Source organism: Marinicrinis sediminis (assembly GCF_042685085.1).
Classification (GTDB): Bacteria; Bacillota; Bacilli; order Paenibacillales; family KCTC-33676; genus Marinicrinis; species Marinicrinis sediminis.
Genome location: NZ_JBHUMM010000037.1, coordinates 154,058 through 178,284, shown reverse-complemented (window position 1 = coordinate 178,284; position 24,227 = coordinate 154,058). Strand labels below are relative to the sequence as shown.

Annotated in this window: 21 protein-coding genes and 1 pseudogene; 19 read left to right on the top strand and 3 right to left on the bottom strand. The window is 50.1% G+C overall.

Annotation, left to right across the window (positions count from 1 at the left end; translation table 11 throughout):
* Nucleotides 1-274 precede the first annotated feature (274 nt).
* Nucleotides 275-601 carry a hypothetical protein gene (locus ACFSUC_RS12625; RefSeq protein WP_379929973.1) on the bottom strand — a complete coding sequence of 109 codons (327 nt, stop codon included), beginning with the start codon at nucleotides 599-601 and terminating at the stop codon, nucleotides 275-277.
* Nucleotides 602-666: 65 nt separating this feature from the next.
* On the opposite strand from ACFSUC_RS12625, the gene ACFSUC_RS12620 reads away from it, so the two are divergent.
* Nucleotides 667-1,125: a hypothetical protein gene (locus ACFSUC_RS12620; protein WP_379929972.1), complete on the top strand. Its 459-nt coding sequence runs from the start codon at nucleotides 667-669 to the stop codon at nucleotides 1,123-1,125.
* Nucleotides 1,126-1,291: 166 nt separating this feature from the next.
* Here ACFSUC_RS12620 and ACFSUC_RS12615 read toward each other — a convergent pair whose 3' ends face one another.
* Together ACFSUC_RS12615 and ACFSUC_RS12610 are read right to left on the bottom strand one after the other, a co-directional pair.
* Complete coding sequence (locus ACFSUC_RS12615) at nucleotides 1,292-3,067, bottom strand: putative bifunctional diguanylate cyclase/phosphodiesterase (protein WP_379929971.1); 1,776 nt, start codon at nucleotides 3,065-3,067, stop codon at nucleotides 1,292-1,294.
* A gap of 182 nt (nucleotides 3,068-3,249) precedes the next feature.
* Nucleotides 3,250-4,674, bottom strand: a complete 1,425-nt coding sequence (locus ACFSUC_RS12610; RefSeq protein ID WP_379929970.1) for an NAD-dependent malic enzyme — start codon at nucleotides 4,672-4,674, stop codon at nucleotides 3,250-3,252.
* A gap of 104 nt (nucleotides 4,675-4,778) precedes the next feature.
* Between ACFSUC_RS12610 and ACFSUC_RS12605 the strand changes: the two genes are divergently transcribed.
* The 18 genes and pseudogenes from ACFSUC_RS12605 (at nucleotide 4,779) to ACFSUC_RS12520 (ending at nucleotide 24,205) form a co-directional block, all read left to right on the top strand.
* On the top strand, nucleotides 4,779-5,123 hold the full coding sequence (locus ACFSUC_RS12605) for a histidine triad nucleotide-binding protein (protein ID WP_379929969.1): 345 nt from the start codon (nucleotides 4,779-4,781) through the stop codon (nucleotides 5,121-5,123).
* Between the two features lie 80 nt (nucleotides 5,124-5,203).
* Entirely contained in the window at nucleotides 5,204-5,377 is a 174-nt protein-coding gene (rpsU, locus tag ACFSUC_RS12600) for a 30S ribosomal protein S21 (protein ID WP_379896368.1), read from the top strand.
* Nucleotides 5,378-5,392: 15 nt separating this feature from the next.
* A complete protein-coding gene (locus ACFSUC_RS12595; protein WP_379929968.1) occupies nucleotides 5,393-5,833 on the top strand; it encodes a GatB/YqeY domain-containing protein in 441 nt (146 codons plus the stop codon).
* A gap of 87 nt (nucleotides 5,834-5,920) precedes the next feature.
* Nucleotides 5,921-6,769: a MerR family transcriptional regulator gene (locus ACFSUC_RS12590; RefSeq protein WP_379929967.1), complete on the top strand. Its 849-nt coding sequence runs from the start codon at nucleotides 5,921-5,923 to the stop codon at nucleotides 6,767-6,769.
* A 56-nt stretch (nucleotides 6,770-6,825) separates the two neighbouring features.
* Nucleotides 6,826-8,154, top strand: coding sequence for an MATE family efflux transporter (locus tag ACFSUC_RS12585; RefSeq protein ID WP_379929966.1), 1,329 nt, complete (start codon nucleotides 6,826-6,828; stop codon nucleotides 8,152-8,154).
* A gap of 578 nt (nucleotides 8,155-8,732) precedes the next feature.
* Nucleotides 8,733-9,998 carry an MFS transporter gene (locus ACFSUC_RS12580; protein ID WP_379929965.1) on the top strand — a complete coding sequence of 422 codons (1,266 nt, stop codon included), beginning with the start codon at nucleotides 8,733-8,735 and terminating at the stop codon, nucleotides 9,996-9,998.
* Nucleotides 9,940-11,847 carry an IucA/IucC family protein gene (locus ACFSUC_RS12575; RefSeq protein ID WP_379929964.1) on the top strand — a complete coding sequence of 636 codons (1,908 nt, stop codon included), beginning with the start codon at nucleotides 9,940-9,942 and terminating at the stop codon, nucleotides 11,845-11,847. Before ACFSUC_RS12580 ends, ACFSUC_RS12575 begins: the two co-directional genes overlap by 59 nt.
* 32 nt (nucleotides 11,848-11,879) lie before the next feature.
* A complete protein-coding gene (locus ACFSUC_RS12570) occupies nucleotides 11,880-13,187 on the top strand; it encodes an AMP-binding protein (RefSeq protein ID WP_379929963.1) in 1,308 nt (435 codons plus the stop codon).
* Nucleotides 13,184-13,450 (top strand): annotated as a pseudogene (locus tag ACFSUC_RS12565) (phosphopantetheine-binding protein); the annotation flags it as partial. The gene ACFSUC_RS12570 and the pseudogene ACFSUC_RS12565, both read left to right, overlap by 4 nt.
* The gene (locus ACFSUC_RS12560) at nucleotides 13,439-14,647 is read left to right on the top strand and encodes a DUF6005 family protein (RefSeq protein ID WP_379929996.1); all 1,209 of its coding nucleotides are present in this window, start codon (nucleotides 13,439-13,441) and stop codon (nucleotides 14,645-14,647) included. The pseudogene ACFSUC_RS12565 and the gene ACFSUC_RS12560, both read left to right, overlap by 12 nt.
* Nucleotides 14,644-15,495 carry a sugar phosphate isomerase/epimerase family protein gene (locus ACFSUC_RS12555; RefSeq protein WP_379929962.1) on the top strand — a complete coding sequence of 284 codons (852 nt, stop codon included), beginning with the start codon at nucleotides 14,644-14,646 and terminating at the stop codon, nucleotides 15,493-15,495. The genes ACFSUC_RS12560 and ACFSUC_RS12555 overlap by 4 nt, the downstream gene beginning before the upstream one ends.
* A gap of 29 nt (nucleotides 15,496-15,524) precedes the next feature.
* Nucleotides 15,525-16,892, top strand: coding sequence for a diaminobutyrate--2-oxoglutarate transaminase (locus tag ACFSUC_RS12550; RefSeq protein WP_379929961.1), 1,368 nt, complete (start codon nucleotides 15,525-15,527; stop codon nucleotides 16,890-16,892).
* 4 nt (nucleotides 16,893-16,896) lie between these two features.
* Nucleotides 16,897-18,477, top strand: a complete 1,581-nt coding sequence (locus ACFSUC_RS12545; protein ID WP_379929960.1) for a pyridoxal phosphate-dependent decarboxylase family protein — start codon at nucleotides 16,897-16,899, stop codon at nucleotides 18,475-18,477.
* Between the two features lie 82 nt (nucleotides 18,478-18,559).
* Nucleotides 18,560-20,389, top strand: coding sequence for an IucA/IucC family protein (locus ACFSUC_RS12540; RefSeq protein WP_379929959.1), 1,830 nt, complete (start codon nucleotides 18,560-18,562; stop codon nucleotides 20,387-20,389).
* A gap of 28 nt (nucleotides 20,390-20,417) precedes the next feature.
* A complete protein-coding gene (locus tag ACFSUC_RS12535; protein ID WP_379929995.1) occupies nucleotides 20,418-20,960 on the top strand; it encodes a GNAT family N-acetyltransferase in 543 nt (180 codons plus the stop codon).
* Entirely contained in the window at nucleotides 20,957-22,354 is a 1,398-nt protein-coding gene (locus tag ACFSUC_RS12530) for a lysine N(6)-hydroxylase/L-ornithine N(5)-oxygenase family protein (RefSeq protein WP_379929958.1), read from the top strand. The genes ACFSUC_RS12535 and ACFSUC_RS12530 overlap by 4 nt, the downstream gene beginning before the upstream one ends.
* Before the next feature lie 191 nt (nucleotides 22,355-22,545).
* Nucleotides 22,546-23,268, top strand: a complete 723-nt coding sequence (locus tag ACFSUC_RS12525) for a dihydroorotate dehydrogenase electron transfer subunit (protein WP_379929957.1) — start codon at nucleotides 22,546-22,548, stop codon at nucleotides 23,266-23,268.
* Nucleotides 23,249-24,205 carry a dihydroorotate dehydrogenase gene (locus ACFSUC_RS12520; RefSeq protein ID WP_379929956.1) on the top strand — a complete coding sequence of 319 codons (957 nt, stop codon included), beginning with the start codon at nucleotides 23,249-23,251 and terminating at the stop codon, nucleotides 24,203-24,205. The genes ACFSUC_RS12525 and ACFSUC_RS12520 overlap by 20 nt, the downstream gene beginning before the upstream one ends.
* Nucleotides 24,206-24,227 lie beyond the last annotated feature (22 nt).

The following is a 24,227-nucleotide window of genomic DNA, read 5'->3' as shown; positions in this document are numbered from 1 at the left end:
ATATAGGGAACAGACCGAGGGGTGTCCGACTGGACACCCCTTTTGCTCCTGTGGCATCAAAAAAAGGCTCGGAGTGTTTCGGCTAGAGCGTTGTAGATAAAATTTAGCTAATGAGATTGACTTTCGGCTAAGGAGTTTCAACTAGCGTTTCTTGGTTTTTGCAGTCAGATCATCATCGTTGTTCCCTTTTTCTTTTTGTTTAGCGCGATGATTTACATTTCGGCTCAAGGAAACCCCTCCTTGACTCAATGTCCGGGCAGGGTGCCCAGCCATGTTAGTATGACCGTTTTTGCTGGTTTTGTTTCTGGCTAAGCATGCGGATTTCCTGCTGGATCACATCTGCCAGATCGGTATTGCCATACAGATCGAGCACGCCCAGCAGGGTGGCGTCTGCGATCTCTTCCGATTCATGCTTGGGCACAGCGAGCTGGATCATGGCTTGCAGCCTGGCATTGGGCAATTGATCCGGATAGGCTTTTAGATAAACTTCCATCGGGTCCAGATCGTGATTGACACACCACTGGGCGAAAACGAGAATCATCATTTCCTCGTCCTGCTGAAACTGCTCGATAATCTGTTTTTCAATTTCTTTTTGATTCATGTGATTTCCCCTTTTCAGTACCCGATGATCGAGTAGGCGAATATACTGCTGTTGGAGGTGATCATATGCACAAACAACAGGCATATGAAATGTGCAAGCATCATTTGAACCAGATGGTGATGGTGCAAACAAAGGACGGTCACATGATCCAGGGCATGATCGCCCACGTCGATCATGAGCATGTATATTTGATGACAAATCCATACGCAGACCACAACCAATCCCCGGCTCTACAGGCAGCAGCGATGCAGCCTCAGGCCGATCAGAGACCGTTTATGACAGATGAGCAGGGTACGCCACAGTCCGGCACGGGTGACAGACAGCCCTACGGAGGGGGCTATGGTGGCGGATATGGCTACCCATACGGTGGTTATGGCGGTTACGACGGCGGTTTTGGTCCTTATGGCGGTGGCTATGGATATGGCGGCTATCCATATGGCTACGGTTATTATAACCCCTATGCCTATGTATTGCCATTGGCTGCTCTCACCGCACTTGCGGTGACACCGTTTTTCTTTATTTGATCTATTAGCCTGGCTATTAGCCTAGCCCTTAGCGTAGCCCTTGGCTTGGCTCCTACCTTGGCCCTTGGAACATGCCGGGCGAATACATTCAGAGGCTGCAAAAAACGGATGGGAGCGAATAAGCCCCATCCGTTTGCATGGTATTTGCATATGTGTATGATGACGGTCAACTGGCTGCGTTTCGATTGTTCAGCCACTGCTCCATTTCGTCAACAGGCATCGGCTTGGCGAACAGGTAGCCTTGAATTTCTCTGCAATCGTTTGCTTTCAGAAAATTCAGCTGACCTTCCGTTTCTACTCCTTCTGCCGTAACATGAAGCTCCATCGTTTTGGCAAGCGTCAGCATCGTATGAACAATCGCCGCATCCTGAGTGCTGTTCTCTACACCGTGAATGAAACTGCGGTCAATCTTGAGGGCATCAATCGGAAAGGTTCGCAAATAATTGAGGGTAGAATGACCGGTGCCGAAATCATCAATACTGATTCGAACCCCAAGTGCCTTGAGCTCCTGCAAAATTTCAATGGTGGTCGTCATATCCTGCATGGCTGCATTCTCGGTAATTTCCAACTCCAGCTGGTTTCCTTCTACACCCGTTTCATCCAATATGGCTTTAACCTTTTGCGGCAAATCCGGTTGCAGCAATTGTCGCGGTGATAAATTCACGCTTACGGCACGCAGCGGGTAGCCGCTCGTCATCCAGCCGCGTAGTTGGCGGCAAGCTTCTGCAAGCACAAATTCTCCGATGGGTACAATCAGCCCGGTTTCCTCGGCAAGCGGGATAAATTCAGAAGGAGGAATCAGACCCTGCTCCGGATGAATCCAGCGAATGAGTGCTTCCATCGAGGCAATGTCTCCGGTCTCCGCTACGATACGAGGCTGAAAATATACTAGAAACTCCCGGTTGTCCAACGCTTTGCGCAGCATGGTTTCCTGCTCGACACGGTTGTGATGTTTCTGGAGAATCGGACTGTAAAACTGGAACTGGTTTCTTCCGCGATCCTTGGCGTGATACATGGCGGTATCCGCATTTTTCAATAAATGCTGCTCGTCCCGGCCATCGTCAGGAAATACGGCGATGCCGATACTGGCTGTGGTGTACAATTCCTTGCCATCTATGTATACCGGTCGATTTAACAGATGAATGATTTTGCGTGAAACATCGAGCGCTTCCTGTTCATCCTGAAAGTGGGGGGTGAGCAGAACAAATTCATCTCCTCCCATGCGGGAGATGAAGTAATCATGAGGCAACTGCCGGGTCAATCGCTGAGACACCTGCCTGAGCAATTCGTCTCCAGCCCAGTGACCGAGTGTGTCATTGACGTATTTGAACTGGTCGAGATCCAGCAGCAGCAGGGCGAAACGTCTGTTCTCCCGTTCGGATTCATGAATCAGCGTTTCCAGTCGAATATTGAGGTCGTACCGATTCGGCAGTCCGGTCAGGGTATCCTTATAGGCCAGCTTTTGCAAGCGGTCGGTATTGATGCCAATTGAAAATACATAACTGAACATCCCGATGCTGATGAAGAGCGTTTCCAGCGACCAGAATGATCCTTGCTGGAAGAAATCAAATAAATAAATATTCCCGATACCTAGCAAGGAATACCATAATGCGGATCTAAATCCGATTTCATAACAGTAAATGGGCACATAGAACAAAACGAGCCAGATGGGAAGACGATAGTCCTGCCAGTCAGGAAAGATAAAGATCAGAGAAAGAATCGCGTGGTCAATCAGGAGAAAACACCATAGATTTTTTTGCTTGAGCAGCGCGTACAGATTGGATTGAATAAAGGCATGCCAAATCACATACAGGCTCCATAAAGAGGCGAGTCCAAACAGATACAGCAAGCTGGACTGACCGAGGGAGAGGTAGAAAATAAAGAGCACAACGGGTGTGGCAATATGGGTTAAGGCGAATAGCTTAGCGTTTCTTTGATTCATGTCGCACCTCATCTGAAACCGCACAAAATATGAAACGATCGCTTATCACCTACAAGTATAGTATAAAAATTGTCGATCGCCTAGCAAAAGATACTAATCAATAGACAATTGCAACAATAAACAGGAAATAAAAAGAAGTGCCGGAAAGAAATATTCGGCACTTCTTGTCAGCAGGCTTATTTTTATGAATCTGCATGGAATTGCTTGGGTATTTTCTTCGCTGCACCAGATCGAATGGCCGCCTTGATGACAGCCTGGCGAATGGAAGGGACGATCTTCTCATTGAATACACTCGGAATGATATAGGACGCATTCAGCTCATGCGGCTGAACGACATTGGCAATCGCCTCGGCGGCTGCCAGCTTCATCTCCTCGTTGATGGTTGAGGCCCGGCAATCGAGTGCTGCGCGGAATATGCCCGGAAAACACAGTACGTTATTGATCTGATTCGGATAATCGGAGCGTCCCGTCGCGATGACGGCTGCAATGTCTTCGATCAGATGCGGCTGTATTTCTGGTACCGGATTAGCCATGGCAAACACAATCGGATCGTTTGCCATCTGCATGACATCCTCGCGCTGGAGCAATCCTCCCCTGGACAGGCCAATGAATACGTCTGCTCCCTTGATTACTTCTTGCAGGGAACCGGTCTCTTGATGCGGGTTCGTATGCTGGGCATACCAGTTCCACATTTCCTGTTCGTACGTCTCCCCGCGGTGGATAGCCCCGTGGCGATCGACACCGATCAGGTTCTGAACCCCGCCGGCAAGCAAAATCTTGCTGCACGCCACACCGGCTGCTCCCACGCCGTTTACGACCACCTTGATTTCATCCATTTTCTTGTTGACGGTACGCAGGGCATTGATCAATGCGGCGTACAACACGACAGCGGTACCATGCTGATCATCGTGGAAGACCGGAATATCGAGCTCCTGTTTCAATCGTTCCTCGATTTCAAAGCATCTCGGAGAGGCGATATCCTCAAGGTTGATGCCGCCAAACGCCGGGGCGATATGACGAATCGTTTGAATGATCGATTCTGTATCCCGGGTATCCAGGCTGATTGGAAAAGCATCCACGTCTGCCAGCTGCTTGAATAGCATGGCCTTGCCTTCCATGACGGGCATTGCGGCACAAGGGTGTATGCTGCCCAGACCCAATACGGCACTGGAGTCGGTAATGACAGCCACCGTATTGCGCTTGATCGTGAGACTGAAGGCCTTGTCCGGTTCTTCTTCAATCGCCTGACAGACCCGGGAAACTTCTGGCGTATAAACACGGGAGAGATCATCACGATTTTGAATCGGCGTTTTCGGCCGGGTCTCAATCTTGCCGCCCAGATGCAGTAAAAAGGTGCGATCCGAGACATGCACCAGCTTGGCTCCCCTGAGCTGCTTGACCTGCTCGACAAGTGGATCGATATGCTCGGAACTGGTTACGTTGACAGTCAAATCCCGTACACTTGTCGTGGAGCTTGTGGAAATGACATCGATTGCAACAATATCTCCGCCGGCTTGTGCGATCGCGGCTGTAATCTCAGCGAACTTCATTTGCTCGCCATTCAGTTCAATTCGCAAAATGATGCTTTTTCCTCCTAGTGCGTGCATAGGCGTGTTGCCTCCTTCGTTAAGTTGATCCGCCGGGCCAAAATGGACGGGGCATTAACTTTAGGGTAAAATATTCCTTATCAAAGATAAAGGGGTAATTTCAAATGAGTGATTGTCTTTTTTGCAAAATTGTAAACGATGAAATTCCTGCGAGAAAAGTGTTTGAAAATGAACATGTCCTCGCTTTTCACGATATTGCACCACAGGCGAACGTACATATTCTCATCATACCCAAAAAGCATCTGGCTACCATGAATGATCTGACAGCTGAAGATGCACACTTGATGGGAGAGATTCATTTGGCTGCCAAACAGCTGGCCGAAGAAACCGGCATCAGCGAAAGCGGCTATCGGCTGATCAACAACTGCGGGGAAGATGGCGGGCAGGTTGTGTTCCATATTCATTACCACTTGATGGGCGGGGAAAAACTGGGACGTTTAAATGGTTGACCTGCTTGCTACTTTCACATATAATATGGTTTGATATACCGTTTTTCTTTGGACGGTCTGCTCGGAGGGAGGGAAAGCTGGTGTCTGAAACTAAAGTTCGCAAAAATGAATCTCTTGATGCCGCACTTCGTCGCTTTAAGCGCACGATCGCGAAAGATGGAGTTTTGGCAGAAGTGAAAAAGCGCAAACATTATGAGAAGCCTAGTGTGAAACGTAAGAAAAAGTCTGAGGCTGCTCGTAAGAGAAAGTTCTAGGAGGATCAACCGGTCATGAGCTTAAGCGAACGATTAACTGAAGATATGAAGCAAGCGATGAAGAACCAGGATAAATTCAGGCTCTCTGTAATCCGAATGATTCGGTCCTCGGTGAAGAACGTGGAAATCGAGCAAAAGAAAACCCTGGATGACAACGAAGTGCTTGATATTCTGAATCGCGAACTCAAGCAAAGAAAAGATTCCCTCCAAGAATTTGAAAAAGCAGGACGAGATGATTTAACTGAAAATCTCCACAAGGAGATCGAAGTTATTACTCAGTATATGCCCGCGCAATTAACGGAAGAAGAAATTAAAACGATTGTACAACAGACCATCCAAGAAGTCGGTGCCTCTTCCAAAGCGGACATGGGTAAGGTCATGGGCGCTGTTTTACCAAAAGTGAAAGGCAGAGCCGACGGCAAATATGTCAGTCAGCTTGTTCAGCAGTCACTTTAATCGACTATTTACATGCAGGAGCATTTCCCTTACGGGAGGTGCTCTTTTTATTATCTGCAGACGTGCACGCTAGTGAGGAGGGATTGCATGCATCACCTGTTTCGTGTCGGAGAAGTGGCGAAGCTGTTCCAGATTTCGGCCTCCACTCTCCGTTATTATGATGAAATCGGCATTTTCAAGCCGAAACATACCGATCCGGACAGTCGCTATCGCTACTATACGGTTGAGCAGTTTATCGTGCTCGATACCCTTATTTTTTTGAAGAAGAACGGATTTTCCATCCAGGAGATCCAGCAGCAATTCCAGCAGCGCACACCGGAAAACACGCGGGAGCTGTTTGCAGCAAAATTGGCCGAAACGGAACAGGAAATTGAGAGACTGAAAAAAGTGTCCGCTAAAATCGAGCATAAAATGGCTACGATTGAAGAAGGACTCTCTTTGCGTGCTCAATCTAGCTTAAAGGTTCAGTGGTTTCCAAGACGCGCCATCTCTTATCTGTACAATGATGCGCCGATCGATTTGAAGGAAGATTCAGAATCGTTATATGTGCAGGATTTGCAGAAATGGTTCGCGTCCGGACTGGGTTATGAGGGATTGTTTACAGGTGATTTCGGTGCGGTTGTGGACATAAACAGTCTGTTTACGGAGGGAACAGTGAAATTTGGGGCTGTTTTCGAACTTCTTTATGCTGACAAACCCTCTTTAAACAAAAGCTATTTGGAAGAGGGAACATACGCCTGCTATCCGCACCATGGGAATTACGAAACGATGAAGAAAAGCTGCTTGTATATGCTGGGTACACTGGAGGAAGAAGGCTACCAGATGATCGGTCCTCCATTAGGCATTGCGATGCTGGACGAGTCTGTCACTCAGCATAAATCAGATTTGCTCACCTGGGTACAAATTCCCGTCAGCAAAACCAGAGAAAACCATTGACCTTCAAGTTGCTTGAACCTTTATCATTCGCTTATAGAGATTTGCTGGAGGAATGAATGATGAAGGGTACACATGACAACTTGAAGCAATTACCAGTTAAAAAAGTGTTTATGCAATATTTTGTGCCGTCCCTGATCGGCATGATGCTCATGTCTATCAATATATTGATCGACGGGATATTTGTCGGAAACGGAGTCGGTGCGGAAGGATTGGCTGGTGTGAATCTCGCCATGCCGGTTTTCTCCCTCATCTTTGCCATTTCGTTATGGATTGGCATTGGCGGGGGAACCTTGTATTCCATGTATATTGGTGAGCAGAATTTCATCCAGGCGCGACGTGTTTTCTCACTATCCATCGCCGTGGCACTGGTGCTGCTGTTTGTTCTGGGTGCAGCTGGCTGGGTGAATGTGGATCAAATAGCCGAATGGCTCGGAGCGAATGCAGATACGCGCGCTCATACCATCGAATACTTGACCATTCTGTTTCTTCTCGGCTGGGTGATCGCGCTTCAGCAGTTGCTCAGTATCTTTGTTCGCAATGATGGCAGTCCAACCTTGTCTATGGTCGCACTCGGATTAACGGCACTCGTCAATATCGTTTTGAATTATGTGATGATTTTTGTGCTAGACAAGGGGGTGCTGGGTGCAGCCCTCGCTACGGTTATAGCAAGTGTTCTCGGTGTGCTCGTTCTGTTGCTTCATTTTCGGAAGAAGCAATCTACCTTGAGGCAATTTTCCTTTCGATGGTCCTGGCCCATGCTGAACCGGTTATGTTCGATCGGTTTCCCGAGCTTTTTGGCGGAAGCAGGCGCACTCGTATTTGTCGCCGGCTACAATCTCTCGATTGTCGCATTACTCGGTACGGATGGCGTTGCGGCATTTTCTGTCGTTAACTACTTGCATGGATTTATGTTTCTGTCTTTTTTCGGCATTGAATCTGCCTTGCAGCCCATGATCAGTTATTATTTCGGGGCGGGAGAGAAGGAGCGCCTGATCGAAAGTGTAAAAGTAGGGGAGAAGGCCTCGCTGCTGCTAGGAGGAATTTTACTTGTGGCAGGTTTGGCAGCCGCTCCATTGCTGGTTTCGTTTTTTGGATTGGACAATGAAGAGGTACGCGATCTTGCCGTGCAGGGCATTCGATTGTTTTTCACAGGATATCTCTTTCTCGGGTTCAACTTCGTCTATATGACTTATTATCAATCGATCGGACAGGTGCGTCCCTCGATGATGATTATCCTTCTGAGAAGCTTCGTGTTTTTACTGCTTCTGCTATGGCTCCTGCCAAAAGTGATGGGAGTGACGGGTGTCTGGCTTGCCGTACCTGTCTCGGAGATGCTCGTCTCGGTGCTACTTGTTCTGTTTGTGAGAAACCAGATTAAAAGATAAGATAGACGATTCGGAGGCGCACGCCTTCCGGATCGTCTATCTTCGCATTTCTATCACTTATATCCCAAAACTTGTGTATATTGTGTGAACAAGAAAAGAAAACTCTTCCAAAAAAGAAGAAGGTATGTTTAAATCATTAATGATATTGATTCTCATTTGCAACGAGTGAGCGATACGCATACATACTTTCAAAAGCAAAGAACAAAGAGCAAAGAGCAAAGTTTCAAAATAAAAGGAATGGGATGATCTGTCGAATCCAATGAATAAATCGGAAGGTTACATGTGGTACCCAATCCTATGATTCGTACACATGTGATACCTACTCACGTGATGCGTACGGAAATTCGAATAAAAGGGATCGTTCTCAATTCGGGTGAAAATCCCTTTCTTTTTTACACTATATTGATAATGATAATCAATGAAAATAAATGATGAATCGACAAATGAAAACCGTTAAATTCTTATAAGGAAAGGGAAACTAAGAAAATATGTATGCGTGTGAAATAGAAAATAAGAGAAAATGAGAATCAGTATCAAATATAAATAAATTCAAATGGGCGTTCATAAGGAGGAGGAGGATGGATGTAAAGCAGTCTTGGGGGACCTATACCCTCCTCAGTTGCTTGTTTCTGGGGTTATTTACGGAAGTGCTGCTTGCACCGTATTACCCTCAGTTTTTCAGTCAGGTCTTTGGACTGGAAGGTTACGCGTTTATCGGGTTGTATTTGTTTGTATGCCGGCTGGTCGTCGTCATGTTTTCACCGATATGGGGTTGGCTCAGTCGATATGTGGAAGCCAAGCAGCTGCTTTTGATTGGTCAGGCGGGGACGGCATGGTTTACGTTTATGCTGGCCTCAGCGGAAAACGAGACCCAGTTCCTTTGGCTGACGGTGGCCCTGCTGCTCTTTAAATCTAGCTACATGCTGATTTACCCGCTGATCATTGAACAATCTGGCGCGTCTCAGATGAGTCATGCCGCTGCAAAGTTTCATGCGGTGTACCATCTTGCCGTTGTCATGTCAACGCTCGCAGGGGCCTGGATGATGGAGCTGAATAATCCGCTTCAACTGTTTTACTGGGCAGCGGTGGTGGATGTGTTGCAGCTCGTGCTTTGTCTGTTCGTCTTCAAGAAGGTTCTCTTGCAGCGACCTGGCAAAAAAGTGACAGAGGAAACAGCGTCTTCTACCCACCCGGATTCGCAGATTAAGGCTATGGGGAAAAGAAGTCATTTCATATTTATGTGCGTACTTGGCGGCCTGTTTTTTACCATCACCATTTTAAACAACGTCATACGCCCGTTTTTCACGACGTATATACAGGATGCGTTCTCTTTATCGATTCAGATGAGTGGTCTGTTGTTTCTATTGCCGAGTATTCTCGCAATTGCATCCATGCCCTTTATCCGCAAGTTCTGTGTGCCTGCGCATGTCCATTCGGTTTACGGTATCGGCCTGATCGTCATGGTGATCGGCCTGTTTCTGCAAGCTATTCCTCATGTGGGTTGGATGCTGCTCGGCAGATTGATGTACGGCGCCTTTTTGGCTATGACGATGGCCGCTCTGGATATGTACTTGTTTCAACGGTTTCAGGGACGTCGTCTTTCATTTTATTTTAGTATGATCGTTTCTTTTCAGACGGCAGGTGAATTGGTGTCTCCGTTGCTGGCTTCTGTTCTGGTTGAGCAGGTGCATGCAGTGGCACCATTGGTAGCCGCTTCGTTAATCGGAGTGCTGAATTTCCTGATTTTTCTGACATTCAGACGAGAGCTGAAAGGAGAGAAGAAGATTGCAACAGAAGTCACATCCCTCGAAGTTCTGGATGGTTCAACAAGCCGTTCAGTCTGAGGAATATCAAGCAGTCAAACAGCGCGTCTGGCGCCAATGGCTGGAGAGTATGCTGTATGAACAGGTGGTTGTCCCTGAGGAAACCCACGTTACCCAAGATCGTGTCCGTTACCGTCTGAGGGGGAAGGATGAATGTGGAAATCAGGTTACTTATGAAGCAGTGGGGAGGAAACGCTTCAGCTATGATCGGGTTCGTCTGGATCGTGCGCCGGTCGTGCGAGAGAATGAGTGCGGCATACGAACAGAGGTGCCACTCAGACAGGCCATTTCTGAATTACTCAGAGCGGTGATTGAAAATGGACTGGCGGACGCAAATGGTATCGACTTGGCTCGTGTTCAACCATTCTCTAATGAACTCATGCAGACGCTCCTTCATGATGCGATCGATCAGCATGAGCAGAAACGCGCAAGCGATGGACCGTATCACATGCCTGATCTCTCGATGGATGAAATGGATGTTGACCACTGGGAGAGAAAGATGACAGAAGGTCATCCCTATCATCCTGCTTACAAGTCCAGAATCGGATTTAACTATCTGGACCATTTGACTTATGGTCCCGAGCAGTCTGAACCCTTCTCGCTGCTTTGGCTTGCCGTTTCACGGAAGGTGGGCTGGTCGGTCATCGACGAGGGGATGGATGAGGGCGACTGGCTGAAAACGGAGCTTGGTGATGCCTGTTTGGATCGATTTCATAAGATGCTTCAAGAACAAGGGGAAGATGCGGATGACTACCTTTTCATGCCTGTTCATCCGTGGCAATGGCTGCATGATGTCGCACCGGGTTATGTAGAGGAACTGGCAGCAGGTTTCATTCGGCCCCTGGATGTCGCACCAGATCTGTACCGTCCCCAGCAATCAATTCGAACACTGAGCAATGTGAGTCACCCATCGAAGCCATATGTGAAGCTGTCACTGAATATGGTCAATACGTCTTGCTCCAGACATATCGATCCGCTATTCATTGAGCTTGCTCCACGCGTAAGCCGCTGGCTGCAAGATACCGTGCAAGCGGACCCGTTCTTGCAGCAGGAGAAGCAACTCGTCCTCTTGGGGGAATTCGCGGGGGCTTGTTGTCCGCTTCCTGCATACAACAAGCAGGAAGACGCAGCTCGACAAGGAATGCTGGGTTGTCTGTGGCGTGAAAGCCTGGCTGGTTATTTGAAACCAGGCGAAAAGGCGATTCCATTTAATGCCTTGTATCGGCGAGACTCAGAAGGAATGCCGATGCTGGATAGGTGGATGCAGCGTTATGGCGTCAAGGAATGGCTGGAGCGGATGCTGGACGCCTGTGTGATTCCGGTGGTGCACTTGCTGGTCGCACATGGGATTGCCCTGGAAACGCATGGACAAAACATGATCCTGATCCATCAGGATGGTCTGCCGCTTCGGGTCGCACTCAAGGATTTTCACGAAGATGTGCTGTTTTGCAGAAACAGCTTGGCCGATCCTTCCAGTTGCCCGGCATTTCCAGCAGAGGCTGGCTATGAAGTGGATCAGCCTTCTGAGGTTACCCAGTTGACGCTAGGTGCATTGTTCTTTATCAATGTTTCAGAGCTGGCCCTGATGCTGGGAGAGACTGGACAGCTCGATGAGTGGTCCTTCTGGGAGCTTGTCGTACAGGTACTGGAGCGTTATGAAGCCCGTTTTCCGGAGCTGGCCCTGCGAAGAGCGCAGTTTGATTTGTTCATGCCGCGTCAGCGAGTGGAGAAATTGATGCTCAGACGATTGGCAGTCCGAGAACGTGCATGCAAGCATTGGGTGTCCAATCCACTTTACGAGGCACGCAAGCAACAGGATAGAAAAATGACTGTGCAGAACGATGAACGTTCACTTGTCCATGAATCGTAAACTGTGATGAAGATACATGAAGGAGGTAGATGATGTTTACTGTAAATCGAGAAGCTGTGTCCGAAGCGGCTGTGCAGGCGCGCATGCTGGCTTACGGACAAGCGGAAGGGGCAAGCCATCTGCCAGGAAAAAGGGTGGCGGTCTGCACCTCTAACCCGGTTGAACTGGCAGCCTTTGTGTTGTATGCCAAACAGCTTGGCATTTCTGTTTTACTGATCCATGGCGAAACCCCATTTGTGACGGCACGCGAACGAGCTGTTGAAGCCGGTTGCAGCCTGTTGCTGCATGGTGATCCGGTGCAGGAGTGGGTGCTGCCTGCGGACGGGGCGGGCACTTATCCGGCCTCTTTATTGCAATACAGCTCTGGTACATCCGGCGATGCGAAGCTGATTGCGCGGAGCTGGGATGAAATAGATACCGAAATTCGCAGCTATAATGAGGCGCTGCAAATGGACCCGCTGATTCGACCGATTGTGCTGGCTCCAATCAGCCATTCCTATGGCTTGATATGCGGTCTGCTGGCTGCGATAGAACGCAAGAGCAAGCCTGTGCTCATTACGAGTTCCAACCCGAAGGTGGCTTTGGGTCAAATTCGAGATATTAGCCATCATCTCGTCTACGGGGTGCCGATGCTCTTTCACGTCCTGCTGAGCCTGGCTGGAGAAAATCTCCGATTTCATCAGTTGATCAGTTCGGGCGCTCCGTTGCCAGAACCGCTCTTTGACCGGCTGTACGAACGGGCTGATCGCATGCTTCAGCAATACGGCTGTACGGAAGCAGGCTGCCTGGCATTAAGTCCCCAGGCAGAAACCCATACAGAGGTAGGTCGTCCCCTCTCGCACTTGAGCTTGGAGGCTGGAGACCAGGTCGATCACCCTGGGGAAATTGTCGCCGTCACCGCAAAAGGTCGGATACATACCCGAGATTTAGGGTACTGGTCGGATCTTGGACGACTTCATTTGCTGGCCAGAATGGATGATGTCATCAACGTATCCGGTCTTAAAGTCTATCCGGTGGAAGTGGAGAATGTCCTGATGCAATGCCCGGGTGTCGAGGATGCGGTTGTATTCAGAGGCCATCATCCGATTATGGGAGAACGGGCGGTTGCCCTTGTGAAGAGCTCTGGTACCTTGACATCAGCATCAGAAGCCATGTCGTCGGACGATCCAAATTCGGGGCATTCGATGTTAACGGAAGCAAGTGTGCTGAAAGCATGGTGTGCGAGTAAACTGCCGCCTTACAAGGTTCCGGGCGAATTTCGGATGGTGTCAGATATCCCGAGACAACCCAGTGGAAAAATCAGTCGTCGCATGCTTGAGGAAGGAGAAATAGCGCCATGAATCATCAAGTGCTAAACCGGGAACATAGCAGAGTCCGGCTGTGCGAAATCCTGAAAGATCGCCTACATGTCACCCTTCTGGAAGAACAGGCCAGCCTGGCCGATTCCCTTCGCCTCAACGAAGATTTGAGTCTGGATTCGGCGATGACGCTGCAATTGATGGTGTACATGGAGATGGAGTTTGGACTGGTGATCCCAGAAGAAGAAGTCGATCCGTATGTATTTGATACGGTGGGCTCCCTGCTCGATTTCATGGCAGAACTGTCTGAGTCTGAGTACCTGCAGCAGACAGAATCAATCCTGGCAACTAATCAAACAGAATCAATCCCGGGGGCCAAGCAAACGGAATCCGCAGCACCAACTTGCAAGCACCATGTGGATGTTTCCGACTATATGCCTGTTGCCAAACCGGCTACAGTGGAGGAAGGATTGCGATTTGGCTGGAAAACCCAGCGAATTAAGGTGCACTGTATGTTGAGTTGTTTGTGTGAATCATTAAAGCGATACAGTGACGTGGATTATCGTCCACTTTATTTTGGGGTATGGGATGCGGCTTTTGGTGTGAATGGAAGAGGCGCCCTTTCCTACTATGACAAGGGCGATGATTTTCAGGCATATAGGCAAGGCTTTGAAGATTTGTATGGCATTCGTGTTCAAAGCTGGAACGAGAAACTGCTGGAAAGTCGGCCTGAAAAATGGCATGAACAACAGCCTGTCATATCTGGCTCTGCTTCTCGCCTTCAACAGTTGATGGCAGACCGTGAGGAGACGGATATGATCATGGCCCAGATTGATTTGTCACGATTGCCGGAAAGGGAGAACAAGTTCAATCTTTCCCCGTTTCCGCACTATGTCATGCTGTTCCCAAGCCGTCATCCAGCTCAATGGTTGATGTTTGATCCGGATTTTCGATGGGAGGGACTTCTGGACAAAACACAGATTATGGCTGCGCTTCTGGAAAATGAAGCAGGAGGAGGGTATTGCTGGAATATGAGTCAGGTCAAGCGACCTGCGACGGATACATTGAAGGACTATGTGGGCGCAGCAGTTTCTCATGATTCCAATCCCTTGACCGATTATTTGCGTCATCTGCTGACTCAAGCAAGAGACGGGAAAGAGGGAAGTGTGCCTATCCATGAACTGGGTGAGACCATCAAGCAGTTGCATGTGCTGGTGATCCGGAAATGGGGCTATGATTATGCACTGATGTATTTTCATGATGAGCTGGAGCTTCCACGGGATCATTATGAGCACTGGGCCCAGCACATACGTGATGTGGTGCAGGCTTATACAACCTTCCAGTTTGGGACGACAAAAATGTCCATTTTGCAGCAACCGGACATGATGGCAGATTTGTTGCGCCAGCTGGATGATCTGGAGCAGCTCGAACAGAGGCTTAAGCTGGAAATGGAGCGATTGTTCCTAAATTGGTGCAAAAAGAAAGAAGGGAGCTTGGTATGAAGATCGCCCTCTGTTCGATTTCATTTCGCCATCAGCTGATTTCTTTTTCTGAGATGCTTGCCTTTGCGGAGCAAAACGGATTTGAAGGTCTGGAATTGTGGGGCGTTCATGCGAGATCTCTTTTCCAGCGTACAGGAAAATATGAACGACTCATTGACGAATACGCCCAGCGATTGCAGCAATCCCGTATTTCGATTTCCATGCTGAGCGACTACATGGACATGCGACCCGTTCGTACGCTGAAGGACATATTGAAAAAAGGGGAGCCGCTTATTCAAATGGCTTTGTTACTCCAAACAAGGAATATTCGCATCTTTGCAGGGGATATACCGAGTGATCAGCTAACCCCTGAGGAACAGGCGCACCTGGCAGTTTGTATACGGGCATTATGTGAGCAGTGTGCGGCTCACGGTCTGCATCTGCTGCTGGAGACGCATCCGAATACTCATTGCGACCGGGTCGAAGCTGCGTTACAACTTCTGGAACATGTTGATCATCCTGCCTTGCGTATCAATCTGGATTTTCTGCATATCTGGGAGTCCGGATGCGATCCGCTAGAGGGCTATCGACAGCTGAAACCCTGGGTAGGTTACTTTCACTTGAAGAATGTTCGATCTCGTGATGAGCTCGACGTATTCCGTCCTGAGCAGGTCTATGCACCTGGAGCCAGTCGGGATGGCATGGTTTCCCTGGGAGAGGGTGCTGTGAACTACCAGGCGATCTTGCAGGAGATTGCCAGTCAGCCGTACTTTGCGGCACTGGAGTGGTTTGGGTCACGTCCGTTCGACATGCTGGCAGCAGATCGACAATGGATACAGGATGAGATGAACGTCAAGATCGGTCCATGAATGACAAATAAAAGGAGTGACACACGGCTATGACCAGGATGGAAACGAATGAATCATACTTGACCTATCAATCAGGCAGAGAGTCCAATGCTCGTTCGTATCCGAGACGGATTCCCATTGCGCTCCGCGAAGGAAAAGGCATCGTTGTCAAAGATGTGGAAGGAAAAAGCTATTATGATTGCCTGTCAGGAGCCGGTACGCTGGCACTAGGTCATCACCATCCCGCTGTGACTGAGGCGATGCAGGATGTTTGGAAGAGTGGTGTTCCTCTCCACACGCTTGATCTGACTTCGCCTGTGAAGGAGGCCTTTATGAAAGAGCTTCTCGCATTCTTGCCCGCATCATTTGCGAGGGATGCCCGTATTCAGTTTTGCGGACCGACCGGCGCAGATGCCGTGGAGGCAGCGGTGAAGCTGGTCAAGACGGCGACAGGTCGAACGGGGATGATGTCCTTTCAAGGGGGTTATCACGGGATGACGCACGGTGCCCTCAGCCTGACTGGGAATATCAAGCCGAAGCAGGCGCTCGGCAGCATGAATGATGTACAATTTTTGCCCTATCCTTATGCCTATCGCTGTCCGTTTGGACTGGGGGGAGAATGTTGCGATGAGACCGCGGCCCATTATATCGCACACATGTTGCAAGATCCGGAAAGTGGGGTCTGCAAACCAGCCGGCATGATCATGGAAATGGTGCAAGGAGAGGGAGGGGTGATCCCGGCTCCGAACCGTTTTGCAGCACGCATTCGTCAAATGACGAAAGAACACGGCATTCCGCTGCTGATCGATGAAGTGCAGACGGGATTTGGACGAACCGGAAAACGATTCGCCTTTGAGCATGCGGATATCGTGCCGGATGTCCTCATTCTTTCCAAAGCAATCGGAGGGTCGCTGCCACTGTCTGTCGTCGTTTACCACAAATCCCTGGATGTCTGGCAAAGCGGCGCTCATGCAGGCACTTTTCGCGGAAATGTGCTGGCGATGGCAGCCGGTACGGCTACGATGAAAGTCATTCAGCAGGAGAAGCTGGAGCATCATGCAGAGCAGATGGGGCTTCGCTTCGAATCTCATTTCCATACGCTTCGCCAAACGGTCACCTCTGTAGGAGACGTTCGCGTGAAGGGGCTGATGATTGGACTTGAAATTGTCAATCCTGATCAACCCGCAGACAGGCTCGGTCATTTCCCGGCTGATCCGAAGATGGCTGCGGATATACAAAAAATGTGCATCGAATCCGGACTGATTGTGGAGCTAGGCGGCCGACACGGCAGTGTATTGCGCTTGCTTCCTCCACTGATTGTAACCCCCGAGCAAGTCGATGATATCTGTACCATTCTAGAAAAAGCCATTCACCGTTGTGAACGCAACAAGCGCACATCCGTGATGCAGGAGGTGTAAGAGCATGCATACCGAACAGACGGTTATTCCGGGTAACTGGACCTCACGATTTTTGAATGGAGCACCGGAAAGTCAGGAGCAGCTCGAAGCAGGGGTTCAACTTGCACTGCAAAAACTAAGTGATCATTTCACCTCAGTGGATCAGCCTTATTCTGGAGCAACGGTGTCCCAACTGCGGGAACAAATCAGAGCCGAATCTTCCTTCCCCGTACACGGACGCTCGCTGGAGGAAGCCATGAAGTTGATAGAGCCGCTGTTACAGCATGCCGTGGCCGTTCATCACCCGAAATGCGCTGCGCATCTTCATTGTCCACCACTCATTCCTGCGATTGCTGCGGAATTGCTGGTCGGGGCCACGAATCAATCGATGGACTCCTGGGATCAAAGCCCTGCCGCAACGCTACTGGAGCAAGAGCTCGTCCAATGGCTGTGTGCGCTCTTTGCCTATGATTGTTCGGTTGCAGACGGTGTATTTACAAGCGGGGGAACGCAATCCAATCTGATGGGGCTGCTGTATGCGCGGGATGCATTTACTGCCAGACACTGGAACTGGAACGTTCATCAACAAGGGCTGCATCCGGACAGTCATCAGCTTCGAATTCTCTGTTCCCACACTGCCCATTTTACGGTGCGTCAGTCCGCTTCACTCCTAGGTCTCGGGGAAGCAGCGGTCATTCCCATCCAAACGGATCATACCTATCGCATGTGTATGAACGATTTGGATCTGAAGCTGGAGGAAATGGCGCGTTCAGGTGCGATTCCGTTTGCAATCGTGGCGACAGCGGGAACGACTGATTTTGGGGCCATTGACCCGATTGAGGAGATCGCGAGACGGACGCAAAATCGGGGAATATGGCTGCACGTCGATGCGGCCTATGGCGGAGCACTCATGCTCAGTGAGAAGCATCGGCACAGGCTGCAAGGCGTGGAAGCGGCGGATTCCATAACGGTGGATTTTCACAAGCTATTTTACCAGCCGATCAGTTGCGGTGCATTCCTGATGAAGGATCGGCAACATTTTCGGCTCAACCAGATTCACGCCGACTACCTGAATCCCGTGGAGGATGAATGGTCGGGGATTCCGAATCTTGTGAACAAGTCATTGCAAACGACTCGCCGATTCGATGCCCTGAAGCTGTATCTGTCCCTTCAGGTTACCGGAACGAGCGGGATGGCCGAAATGATCGAACACACGATGGATATGGCTGGTGTGGCAGCACGTGAGGTGGAGGCCGATCCTGTTTTCGAATGGCTTCATACACCGGCTCTCAATGCCTTGACCTTTCGATATCGATGCCAGGGAAATGCCAGGCTAGCGCGTGAAGTAAGCGTGAGCAACGAGCTGGAGAATGCGGTCAATCACCAAATTCCTGAGCGGTTGATTCATCAAGGGGTTGCCGTGATCGCGCAGACGAAAGTCGGGCAGAAGGCCTGCTTGAAATTGACGCTGCTAAATCCATTGCTGACCCGGCAGGACGTGCTGGAGCTGCTTGATGCCATCAAATCAGCTGGATGGAATCTGGAGCAGCAGTTGGAGCGAGATATCGATTCCATTCATAAAAGAGAATGGATAAACCATTCATAGCGCATGGATAGAGCGTTCACAGTACGTTTACAGCCTGATCATAGCGCTTGGCTTGTTACATGACAAACAAAGGAGAGATTTGATGTTGAAGCACAAAGCGGAAGAGGCAACGATGCAAAGCTTCTTGAACTGTTACGTCCGGGAGACAGAAGGCTCGACAATGCTGGATCGGAATCAGGTTTATATGGACGATTATCGAGAGGAATGGAGACGTTATGAACAGGATGATCAGGCTGTGGCCGTCCTGATTTGCCCTCTGCCTAATCTGAACCTGATCATGACGGCTCCGGTATACTACCGATCGCGGACAGGCAGACATCGTTTTGGATTCCCGATGCATGTCCGCCCTGAAGAGGGAAATACCGTGACGGAGCTGGACTATGTGACCTTGACGGCGCTGCTGTCCAAGGAACTGACCTTGTCCAGCAGCCGGGCCAGTCAACAGGATGAATTGATGCTCCGTGTCATTCAGAGCTGCCAGTTGATGTCTCAATTCATTCAGGGACGAAGCGGAGACGAACACGAGCTGTATGGCTATGATCAGCATTATTTGCAGGCAGAGCAGGCACTCGTGCTTGGTCATCTGCTGCATCCCACGCCGAAGAGTCGTCAGGGCATACCTGATGCTGAACAGGCGGTCTATGCGCCAGAGCTGAAGGGGAGCTTTCCACTTCACTATATGAAAGTCCATGAATCGATTGTGAAACAGGATGCGGCAGGTTCGAGAAGTGCCAGTGACTGGGTGTTGGATGAACTTCGACAAGATCCGGAGATCGAAGCCGGAGTAATTGAACGGGAGGTCCGGCAACCAGGCTATGTCATTCTGCCTCTCCATCCAATCCAGGCTGCGGAACTGTTAAAGAAGCCTTACGTGCAGCAGTGGATCACCGAAGGCAAGATGGTGGATATGGGACAAATGGGAAGAGCGTACTATCCGACTTCTTCCCTGCGTACCGTCTATCATCCCGACGCCAGTATGATGCTCAAGCTTTCTGCACCAATCAAGGTGACCAATTCCTTGCGTCTGAACAAAATGAAAGAACTGGAGAGAGGGGTTGAAGTCGCTCGTATGATGAACAGCCCGATCGGGAAAGAAATGAAAAGCCTGCACCCTTCATTTGATATTTTGCTTGATCCGGCCTATCTGACGGTGGAAGTCCCCGGTCAGGAGGAATCCGGGTTTGAGGTGATGCTTCGAGATAATCCATTCCAGCGTGAGAAAGGCAATCAGGTTACGCTGCTGGCAGCGCTTTTTCAGGAGCCCATTACCGGCAATCATTCGCGTCTACGCACGATTATTGAACAGTTGGCTCAGAAAGAAGGAAGATCAACGGAAGCAGTAAGCCGGGACTGGTTTGCGGCCTATCTGAATGTGTCTTTCAAACCGATGATGTGGCTGTTTCTAACGTACGGGATTGCTCTGGAAGCGCATCAGCAAAACAGTCTGCTGCAACTGTCCGAGGGTGGTTATCCGTCCCATTTCTATTATCGGGATAATCAGGGCTATTATTATTGCCACTCCACCCTGGAGCGATTGAAAGCACTGGTACCTGGACTGGATGAGAAAAGCCACACGGCCTGTGAGGATGCGGTAGGAGATGAGCGCTTCCGATATTATTTCTTCCTGAACAATCTGTTCGGTGTGGTGAACGGGTTCGGAAGTGCCGGTCTTATACGCGAGGAAGAATTGTTGGACATGCTGCGTGAAGAGCTGCAAAAGCTGCGCCCGGAAAATCGGGAGCCTTCCCGCCTGATTGCCAGCTTGCTGGATGATGAGCAGTTGCCGTGCAAAGCGAATTTGCTGACCCGCCTACATGACATGGATGAATTGGTCGGACCGATGGAAAGCCAGTCCGTCTATGTCCGAATTCCGAATCCGCTGAAGCAGGAGGTGCCGGTTCCACATGCTTGATATGCAACCTCCTGTCTGGCGCAGTGAGCTGGCGGAGCGAATTTCCTTCCAGCCCGTCCGCAAGGAGCGGGATCTGACCATGCTTCACCAATGGATGCATGAACCCCATGTCGTGCCGTTCTGGAATCTGGCACTTTCGATCGAAAAATATGAAGCGCATCTGGATCGTTTCTTGCAAGACCCGCATCAACAGCTGCACATCGGTTCAGTTGACAGCGTGCCGATGAGTTACTTTGAGACGTACTGGGTGAAGGATGATGTCATCGGTCGTTGCTATGATTTTCATCCGGAGGATCAGGGGGTCCATCTGTTGATCGGCCCTCCTGCTTACCTTGGGAAAGGCTATGCACAACCCTTGCTGCAAGACATGACCACCAGACTGTTTCAGCACGAAGCGACAGAAAAGGTGATCGCCGAGCCGGATGTTCGCAATCATAAAATGATTCATATCTTTCAAAAATGCGGCTATGTCCCGCAGCGCGAAGTAGCGCTGCCAGACAAACAGGGATTGCTGATGTTCTGTACGCGTGATACATGGCGAGCAGCGCTGGAAGGAGGCAATCAGTCATGAACGCTTCGATCCATGAAAAAAGGGAAGAAAGTAAAGAATGTAATCTTCTCGATGTCATTGGCATCGGCATCGGCCCCTTCAACCTGGGGCTTGCTGCCCTGCTGGACACAAAAACAAATGTGAATGCCTTGTTTCTGGAGCAGAAGACGTCTTTTTCCTGGCATGAAGGGATGCTGCTGAAGGGTACGACCTTGCAGGTGCCTTTCTTTGCAGATCTGGTCACGATGGCCGATCCGACCAGTCCTTACAGCTATTTAAACTATTTGCATGTTCACAATCGGTTGTATCATTTTTATTTTCTGGAAAAGTTTCTGATTCCGCGCGCGGAGTACAACCATTATTGCAAATGGGTAGCCGATCAGCTGGACAGCTGTCAATTCGGTCAACAGGTGATCGATATTCGCTGGATCGAGGGTGAACAGGATACCTGTTATGAGGTAACGGTGAAAGGAACTGCCGCGGACGACCAGTCCCCCCCGACTGGCGAGAGAACAGGTACTGCATCGGTTTCTCCGGTTGAGCAAAGAACGTATCGCACCCGGCATATTGTCCTCGGGGTGGGGAGCACACCGCATATCCCTGAGGCACTTCTTAGTGCGGGTGGAGACGGTGCAGGCATCTTCCATTCATCAGCGTTTATGCACCGTCAGCAGTCGTGCAGACAGGCTGAATCGATCACCGTGGTAGGCTCCGGTCAAAGTGCGGCAGAGGTTTACCTTCAACTGCTGTCCGAACAGTCTGACTATGGATATCGTCTGGACTGGCTGACCCGTTCCAAAGGCTTTCTGCCTATGGAATATTCCAAACTTGGACTGGAGCATTTTTCTCCAGACTACATGCAATATTTTCATCGTCTGCCCCAGCAGGTCAAGGACGATCTGCTGAGCAAACAGGATTTCATGTATAAAGGGATCAGCAGCAAGACGATTGCCGATATTTATGATCTGCTGTATGAGCTCACCGCTTGCGGGCAGCAGGTTCCGACTCGCTTGCTGTCCAATATAGAAATCACGCATATGGAACCGCATGCTGGACGCTATCGTCTGTATGGCTTTCACCGTGAGCAGGAAGCACGGTTTACCCATGACACCGACATCATCATCTGTGCTACGGGGTATAGGCACGGGATTCCAGACTTTATGGAAGGAATTCGCGCACAGATTGATTGGGATAGCCAGTCCCGGTATCAGCTGGATGCCTCCTTCCGCTTGCAAATGAAGAACGACATACCAAATCGCATTTTCGTTCAAAACGGAGCCTTGCACAGCTTCGGAATTGGCACGCCGGATCTGGGTCTTGGCTGTTATCGGAATTTGGTGCTGCTCGAAGCCATTACGGGTCAGGCCATCCAGCGTCCTGAACGGCATGTCTTTCAGCAATTCGGTTTATCCTGAACAGAATGGCACGAGCCAAACGGGCCTAAGTGAAGACTGCTTCTCATCGGGACGATGAGGGGCGGTCTTTTTTGTGATTAATGTTGCAGTTCTTTTCACCCTGTTGCATTACAGTAGTCTTGATTACATGGGAGACGAACGCTAGCTGGCGTCGACTGTGGCAGAACGAATTCGGACAGGAGGCGTGGACAATGGGAACCATCATAGAGAATCGACAACTGGCAGCAGATATGTTTCTTTGCAAGGTGTCCGGCTGCTATGCGGGTGACATGGGCCAGTTTTATATGCTCAGGGGTTGGACGGATTACCCCTTGCTGTCGAGACCAATCAGTATTCATGATGTTCATGAGGATGGGATAACCTTTTTATATCGGGTACGGGGAGTAGGGACAGCGAACATGTCACAGCTGAGAATCGGGGACGAATTGCAATTGGAAGGCCCTTATGGCAAAGGTTTTCCTCAGGTCAACGGCCGGGTAGGCCTGGTCGGAGGCGGTATGGGAACAGCCCCGTTGCTCTATGCAGCCAAGCAGCTGATACGGGCAGGGACCCGCTGTGAAGCCTATCTCGGTTTCCAGGATGCGCCCTTTCGGGTGGATGCCTTTGAAAGGGTACTGGGCGCTGAGCATGTGCATGTTCAGCAGGGTGGCAGTGTCGTGGACATCGTGGACATAGCGGGTTGTGACCATCTGTTCGTCTGTGGCCCGACTGGCATGATGGAGGCACTGTGGCAGCAGGTGAGAGGGACGAACGCGATCCTGCATGTTTCCGTTGAAAAGCGGATGGCGTGCGGAGTGGGCGCCTGTCTAGGCTGCTCAGGTGTACGCGCAGATGGGGGAAGGTACAAGGCGTGTACAGATGGTCCAGTATTTCGGGCAGAGGAGGTGGATTTCGATGATCTCTATGTCTTGTAATATCGCGGGCGTTTCTTTCAAAAATCCGATTATTATGGCCTCCGGTACGTACGGCTTTGGCAAGGAATACAGCCGTTACTATGCCCTGGAGGAACTCGGCGGGTTCTGTACAAAAGGCCTGACCCTGCATCCGCGCGTTGGTAATCCGGGCGTGCGACTCTATGAAACGCCCTCCGGTCTATTGAATAGCATCGGGCTTGAAAATCCGGGAATCGCTTCCTTTATTACGAATGAAACGGACAGCTTGCAACAAGTGGATACGGTAAAAATCGTCAATCTGGGTGGAGGCACGATCGAGGAATATGTGGAGGGCGCGAGCCAACTGGAAGAGCATGCGAGACATGAGCGCGAAAAAATGTCCGCAGTATCGCCTGTTCCGCGTTTTCGCAGTGTGGACATGATTGAACTGAACATTTCCTGTCCGAATGTGAAGCAGGGAGGCATGCAGTTCGGGATCGAAACGGCCTCCGCGAGAACCGTAGTCAGAGCGGTGCGGCAAGTGACCCAATTGCCCCTGATCGTCAAGCTGTCTCCCCTCGCACATGATATAGGTGAAATGGCTGTGATGTGTGAGGAAGAGGGGGCGGACGCAATCTCCCTGATCAACACCTTTTCCGGCATGAAAATCGACATCAACAACCGCAAGCCGGTCTTTCACCATAAGTATGCAGGCATGTCCGGTCCCGCTATTCGTCCGCTGGCACTGCGACTGGTGCATTTGGCGGCACAGGCAGTCCGTATTCCGGTGATCGGCATGGGCGGGATCGTGACCGCTGAGGATATTATCGAATTTACGATGGCAGGAGCGGCGGCCGTACAAATCGGGACGTATAATTTTGTGAATCCGCGTGCCGGGATAGAGCTGAGAGATGGGCTGGAAGCGTGGATGAAAGCGCACCAGGTGTCGGATCTTGCCGAGATTCGGGGAATTGTATGAACCTTTCATAGCAGAGAGCCAA